We start from the raw sequence: 6319 nt of genomic DNA on the forward strand, positions 1-6319 counted from the left end.
CTGTCCCGCCCGGCATTTGTCGCGCTTTTCTGGGAGCGTCGCGAAGGTCTGCGGGCTCATCCCTGCTTGGGCTAAGTCGGGGAGAACCGCTCGACGAGCAGGAACTTCTGGACCTTGCCTGTGGGGGTGCGGGGGAGCGGGTCGGTGTCGAAGAGGAAGCGCTTGGGGGTCTTGAAGCCGGCCATGCGGGCGCGGCAGTGGGCCTCGAGGGCGGCGGCGTCGACTGCGCCGGGGGCGGCGACGATCAGGGCGGTGACGGCCTCGCCCCAGACCTCGTGGGGCAGCGCGAAGACGGCGGCGTCCTGGACGGCGGGGTGGTCGAGCAGGACCTCCTCGACCTCGGCGGCGTGCACGTTCTGGCCGCCGGTGACGATCATGTCCTTCTTGCGCCCGCGGATGGTCAGATAGCCCTCGGCGTCGATCGAGCCGAGGTCGCCGGTGTGGATCCAGCCGTTGCGGAAGGTCTCGGCGGTCTTCTCGGGGTTCGCGAAGTAGGCCGTCGCGGCGTTGGGCGAGCGGCCCACGATCTCGCCGGTCTCGCCCGCGGGCAGGTCGCGGCCGACCTCGTCGACCACCTTCACGTCGGCAAACAGCACCGCCCGCCCGACCGAGCCGGGCGACCGCCTGCGGTCCTGCGGGCTCGAGGCGACCAGGGCGCCGGTCTCCTGCATGCCGTAATACTCGTAGACGTGGGGGCAGAGCTGCGCCTCGGTGGCCCGCCGGATCGGCTCGGGCAGCGAGGAGCCGGCGAAGACCACGGCGCGCAGCGAGCTCAGGTCGGCCTGAACCTCGGCCTGCGCGGTCAGCAGCATCGCGGCCATGGTGGGGACCAGGTTGACGATGGTCGCCCGCTCGGCCTCGATGGCCCTGAGCACCGCCACGGGGTCGAAGTTCATCAGCACGTTGGGCGCCTGGTAGATCATCGCCGCGCCGATCCAGGCGAAGCCGACCCGGCCGAAGGCGGGGAACACGGTCATCATCACGTCGCGCGGCGTGCAGTCGAAGGCGATGAACATCGGCGCCAGCGTCGAGTTGTTGTACTGCGACAGCAGATAGGACTTCGGCAGGCCCGTGGTGCCGGAGGTGAGGTTGAAGTAGAAGGGATCGCTCTCCTCGACCTCCACCCCCGGCGGCGTGGCGGCGGCCCCGGCCAGCATCGCCTCGTAGTCGGTCGCCGAGCTCTCGTCCTTGCCGATCCGCACGCGCAGGTCGCGGCCATGGGCGCAGGCTCCGGCGGCGGCGGCGAAGCGGTCCTCGTAGATCAGGCCGCGGGCGCCCATCGCCTGCATCAGCCCGTCCAGCTCCGGGGGCGCGAGGCGGTAGTTCAGCGGCACGCCGACGATGCCGGCCCGCGCCAGGGCGAAGTAGATCTCCACGATCTCGGCGCGGTTCGAGACCAGGAAGGCGAGCACGTCGCCCTTGGCCAAGCCCGCGGCGCCCAGCGCGTTGGCCAGGCGGTTGGCGCGCGCGTCGATCTCGGCGTAGCTGACCCGACGCCCGGTCCCTGCGCAGATCACCGCGGTGCGGTCCGCGCCGCGGATCGCGGCCGTCGACAACAGGCTGCCGGGCAGCATCTTCCCCAGCGCTCTATCCATGATCGTCCTCCCTTGCGGCGCCTCTGCGTGCGCCGTCCCGCGTGACGCCGGGGGGCGGTTCGTCCGCCCTCCCGGCCCGGCCGCTCAACTGACGTTGCGCTGCGCCGCGTCCCAGAAGGGGGCGCGCAGGTCGCGCTTGAGGATCTTGCCCGCCCCCGACAGCGGCAGCGGCTCGGCGCGCAGCTCGACCGAGCGGGGCGCCTTGTAGTGGGCGATGCGCGCGCGGCAGTGCGCGATCAGCTCGGCCTCGTCGACCTCGGCGCCGGGGGCGAGATGGACCACGGCGTGCACCTGCTCGCCCCAGTGTTCGTGGGGGATGCCGATGACGGCGGCCTGGGCGACGGCGGGATGCTGGGCGAGCGCGTTCTCGACCTCGACCGAATAGACGTTCTCGCCCCCGGTGATGATCATGTCCTTCACCCGGTCGACCACGAAGACGAAGCCGTCCTCGTCGAGATAGCCGCCGTCGCCGGTGTGCATCCAGCCGCCCTTGAGCGCGGCGGCGGTCTCCTCGGGACGCTCCCAGTAGCCCATCATCACCACGTCGCCGCGCACGCAGATCTCGCCGACGGCGCCGGCGGGGACCGGGGTGTCGTCGGGGTCCACGATCCGCACCTCGCAGCCCAGCGTGGCCCGGCCGGCCGAGCGGTGGCGGCCCGCGGCGCGGGCCTCGCCGACATGCTCCTTCCAGTGCAGGAGGGTGGCGATGGGCGAGAGCTCGGTCTGCCCGTAGGCCTGCACGAACTCGACCCCGGGCAGGGCCTTCGTCGCCCGGTCGAGCACCGCCTCGGAGATCGGCGAGGCGCCGTAGACCACCCGGCGCAGCGAGCCGAGGTCGTAGTCGCCCACCGTGGGGTGATCGACCAGCATCTGGATCATCGTGGGCACCAGCAGCACGTCGGTGATCTTCTCGTCCTGGATCGCCGTCAGCACCGCGTCGGGCGAGAAGGCCCGGATCATCCGGTTCGAGCCGCCCGACATCAGCAGCGAGACCATCGCCGCCCCGTTGGCCAGGTGGAACATCGGCGCCGCGTGGAGGTAGGTGCAGCTGGCGTCGAACAGCCCCTCGGCGAGCGCGTTGAAGGCGTTGGCGGTCAGGTTGCCGTGCGAGAGCATCACCCCTTTCGAGCGTCCGGTGGTGCCGCCGGTGTAGAAGATCCCCGCCAGGTCCCCGGCCTTGCGCATCGCGTCGGGGATGGGGTCCGAAGCCGTCGCCAGCCTCTCCCACGCGACCATGCCCGAGGGCGTCTCGCCGGTGTCGGCGTAGACCAGCGCCAGGCCGTGGACGTCGGCGGCGATCTCGGCGCCCAGCTCGGCGAAGGCGCGGTCGACGATCAGCACCCTGGCCCGGCAGTCCTCGAGCGCGTCGCGGTTCTCGATCGCGCTCCAGCGCACGTTCAGCGGCACGATCACCGCGCCCGCCCAGGCGACGGCGAGGTAGGCCTCGAGGTAGAGGTCCGAGTTCAGCGACAGGATCGCCACCCGCTCCCCCTCCGCGGCGCCAAGCTCGCGCAGGCCGCCGGCGACGCGCGCCACGCGGCCGGCCACCTCGCCCCAGGTGCGATGGCGGCCCTCGAAGCCGGTCGCGACGCCATTGGCGTTGATCTGCGCCGTCCGGCGCAGTCCGTGCGTGAGATTCATCTCATCCTCCCATATCGCGCGCGGGGCGTCTGCCGGCCCCGTCGCGCCGCTCTCTCACCCGGTCTCACCGGGTCGCGAGGCCCGTGGTCAGGCGCTCGGCGAAGTCCTCGACCACCGCTTCGGGGCTCATCGGCCCGTCGTCGCGGTGCCACTGGCCGATCCAGTTCAGCGCGCCGCCGATCATGAAGGCGGCCATCTTGGGGTCGCAGGGCCGGATCGAGCCGTCCTCGATCCCCGCCGCGATCCAGCCGCGGAAGGCGGCGTCCACCTGCTTTTTGCACCCCGAGATGCGGTCGCGCTGCTCGGGCGTGAAGTCGTTGTCGTCAAAGCGGATCAGGCAGCGCCCGCGCGGCGTGGTCATCAGCAGACCGTAGGCGCGGATCAGCGCGCGCAGCCGGGTCAGCCCGTCGCCGGGCCCGGCCGCGATCCGCTCGATCCCCGCGGCGGCGTGCTCGAACCCGGCCATCCAGCAGGCGAACAGGATCTCGGTCTTGCCGGCGAAGTAGTTGTAGAGCGCGGGCTTGGTGATGTGCAGGCGCTCGGCCACCTGGTTGAGGGTGACGTGGTGGTAGCCCTGCTCGAGGAACAGGGCCAGCGCCGTGTCGAGGATCGCCTCGCGCTTGGCCGAGCGCTCGCGGCGGCGCCGCTCGGGCGTCGGGAAGGGCGAGATCCGGGTCGCCGGGCTGCTCATCCGCGCGTCGTCTCCTGTCGTCCCAGTCGCTGTGGTCCCAGTCGCTGTGGTCCCAGTCGCTGTGGTCCGTCCGCCATGATGGCGCCGAAGGCGGCCGTTGACCACGACCGCCAGTCTTCTTATTACCAATGGGTAATCAGATGTCCACGGGTAAGATTCGCCCGGGAAGCCAGGGAGGGCGCGCGATGTCGGCAAAGGCGCATGTGGCCGGGGTGGGGATGATCCCCTTCGCCAAGCCGGGGGCGAGCGCGCCCTATCACGCCATGGGGGCCGAGGCCGCGCGCCTGGCGCTGGCCGACGCCGGGATCGCCTACGAGGACGTGGCCCAGGCCTATGCGGGCTATGTCTACGGGGACTCGACCTGCGGGCAGCGGGCGCTCTACCAGGTCGGCGCCACGGGCATCCCGATCGTGAACGTCAACAACAACTGCTCCACCGGCTCGACGGCGCTGTTCCTGGCCCGGCAGGCGGTGGAATCGGGCCTGGCCGACTGCGTGCTGGCGCTGGGGTTCGAGCAGATGAACCCCGGCGCGCTGGGGGCGGTCTTCTCGGACCGCGACAACGTCTTCGCCGCCTTCGACGAGGCGACCGACGCGCTGGTCGGCCAGCCGGGCATTCCGCTGGCGCTGCGCTACTTCGGCGGCGCCGGGCTGAGCCACATGGAGAAGCACGGCACCCCGCTGTCCTCCTTCGCCAAGATCCGCGCCAAGGCCTCCCGCCACGCCGCGAAGAACCCCAAGGCCGTGTTCCGCAAGGAGGTCTCGGCCGAGGACGTGCTCGCCGACCAGGTGATCTGGCCCGGCGTGATGACCCGGCTGATGGCCTGCCCGCCCACCTGCGGGGCGGCGGCGGCGGTGCTGGTCTCGGAGCGATTCGCGCAGAAGCGCGGGCTCGACCGCTCGGTCTCGATCCGCGCCCAGGCGATGACCACCGACACGCCCTCGACCTTCGAGGCCCGCGACATGATGCGGGTGGTCGGCTACGACATGGCCCGCGCCGCCGCCGACCAGGTCTATGAGGCCGCCGGCGTGGGGCCCGAGGACCTCGACGTGGTCGAGCTGCACGACTGCTTCGCCCACAACGAGCTGATCACCTACGAGGCCCTGCGCCTGTGCTCCGAGGGCGGGGCCGAGCGCTTCATCGATGCGGGCGACAACACCTATGGCGGGCGCACGGTCACCAACCCCTCCGGCGGGCTGCTGTCCAAGGGCCACCCGCTGGGCGCCACGGGCCTCGCTCAGTGCTATGAGCTGACCCGCCAGCTGCGCGGCGCGGCCGAGGCGACCCAGGTCGAGGGCGCGCGGCTGGCGCTTCAGCACAACCTCGGCCTCGGCGGCGCCTGCGTGACCACCCTCTACGAGCGGGGCTGAGCCGATCCATGAGGACCTCGAGGCGCCCCGCGCCGCGGGGGTCGAGGACGTCGTCGCCCCCGGCATGCCGTCGACGGCCCGCCGGGGCCGGGCGCTCGCCGAGGCGATCTCGCCCGACCGCCTGCGCGGCGTCCCGCGCCGCTTCGCCGCGACCGTCCGGCCGGGCGGCGAGGCGAGGCTCGCCGGACAGGCGCTGGTCTGCGGCGGCGGTTTGCTGATCTGATGGCGGCGGCAACCCGGAAAGGACCCGAGATGACAGATGCCCCCACCCCCGAAGAGGCGGTGATCGAGAGCCGCGAGGGCGCGGTCGCGGTGCTGCGGCTCAACAACCCCGCCCAGCTCAACGCCCTGACCCTGCCGATGATCGGGGCCCTGAAGCGCGCGGTCGAGCGGGCGCTGGCCGACCCGGAGGTCCGCGCGATCCTGCTGACCGGCGAGGGCCGCGGCTTCTGCGCCGGCGCGCAGCTGGGCGGCGAGGTCTTCGCCTCGGGCGCCTCGATCGCCGAGGGGATGCGGGCCGAGCTCAGCCCCCTGATCCTCGCCCTGCGCGAGGGGCCCAAGCCCGTGGTCTGCGCGGTCAACGGCCCGGCCGCGGGGGCGGGGGTGGGCATCGCGCTTGCCGGCGACGTGGTGATCGCGGCGCGTTCGGCGAAGTTCCTGCTCAGCTTCGGGCGGCTGGGGGCGGCGCTGGACGGGGGGACCTCGGCGCTGGTCCAGCGGCTGGCGGGGGCGGCGAAGGCCCGCGGCATGGCGATGCTCGCCCGGCCGATCGCGGCCGAGGAGGCCGAGCGCTGGGGGATGATCTGGTCGGTGGTCGACGACGAGGCGCTGGCCGAGGAGGCGATGGCCGCGGCCCGGGCGCTGGCCTCCGGCCCGCCCCTGTCGCTCGCCACGATCAAGCGCCAGCTGCGCGAGGGCTGGACCGCCGACCTGGCCCGGACCCTGGACGCCGAGGCCGGCGAGCAGGCGATCCTCTTCCAGACCGAGGACCTGCGCGAAGGCGCCGCCGCCTTCGTCGAACG

6 protein-coding genes are annotated in these 6319 nt (G+C 72.6%); 3 read left to right on the plus strand and 3 right to left on the minus strand.

Features of this window, described 5'->3' with window-relative positions:
• Positions 1–71: 71 nt before the first annotated feature.
• From AAC134_RS23195 to AAC134_RS23205, 3 genes are all read right to left on the minus strand, one after another.
• Positions 72–1595 carry an AMP-binding protein gene (locus tag AAC134_RS23195; protein WP_339952070.1) on the minus strand — a complete coding sequence of 508 codons (1524 nt, stop codon included), beginning with the start codon at positions 1593–1595 and terminating at the stop codon, positions 72–74.
• Positions 1596–1679: 84 nt separating this feature from the next.
• A complete protein-coding gene (locus AAC134_RS23200) occupies positions 1680–3236 on the minus strand; it encodes a long-chain fatty acid--CoA ligase (protein ID WP_339952072.1) in 1557 nt (518 codons plus the stop codon).
• A gap of 64 nt (positions 3237–3300) precedes the next feature.
• Entirely contained in the window at positions 3301–3927 is a 627-nt protein-coding gene (locus tag AAC134_RS23205) for a TetR/AcrR family transcriptional regulator (protein WP_339952074.1), read from the minus strand.
• A 185-nt stretch (positions 3928–4112) separates the two neighbouring features.
• Here AAC134_RS23205 and AAC134_RS23210 point away from each other — a divergent pair, with 185 nt between their 5' ends.
• The 3 genes from AAC134_RS23210 to AAC134_RS23220 all read left to right on the plus strand — a co-directional run.
• On the plus strand, positions 4113–5297 hold the full coding sequence (locus tag AAC134_RS23210) for a lipid-transfer protein (RefSeq protein WP_339952076.1): 1185 nt from the start codon (positions 4113–4115) through the stop codon (positions 5295–5297).
• A gap of 64 nt (positions 5298–5361) precedes the next feature.
• Entirely contained in the window at positions 5362–5520 is a 159-nt protein-coding gene (locus tag AAC134_RS23215; protein WP_339952078.1) for a hypothetical protein, read from the plus strand.
• 29 nt (positions 5521–5549) lie between these two features.
• Positions 5550–6319, plus strand: a 770-nt coding sequence (locus tag AAC134_RS23220) for an enoyl-CoA hydratase-related protein (protein ID WP_339952080.1), incomplete at its 3' end; no start/stop codon positions are given.

The organism is uncultured Albimonas sp. (genome assembly GCF_963977235.1).
Lineage (GTDB): Bacteria > Pseudomonadota > Alphaproteobacteria > Rhodobacterales > Rhodobacteraceae > Albimonas.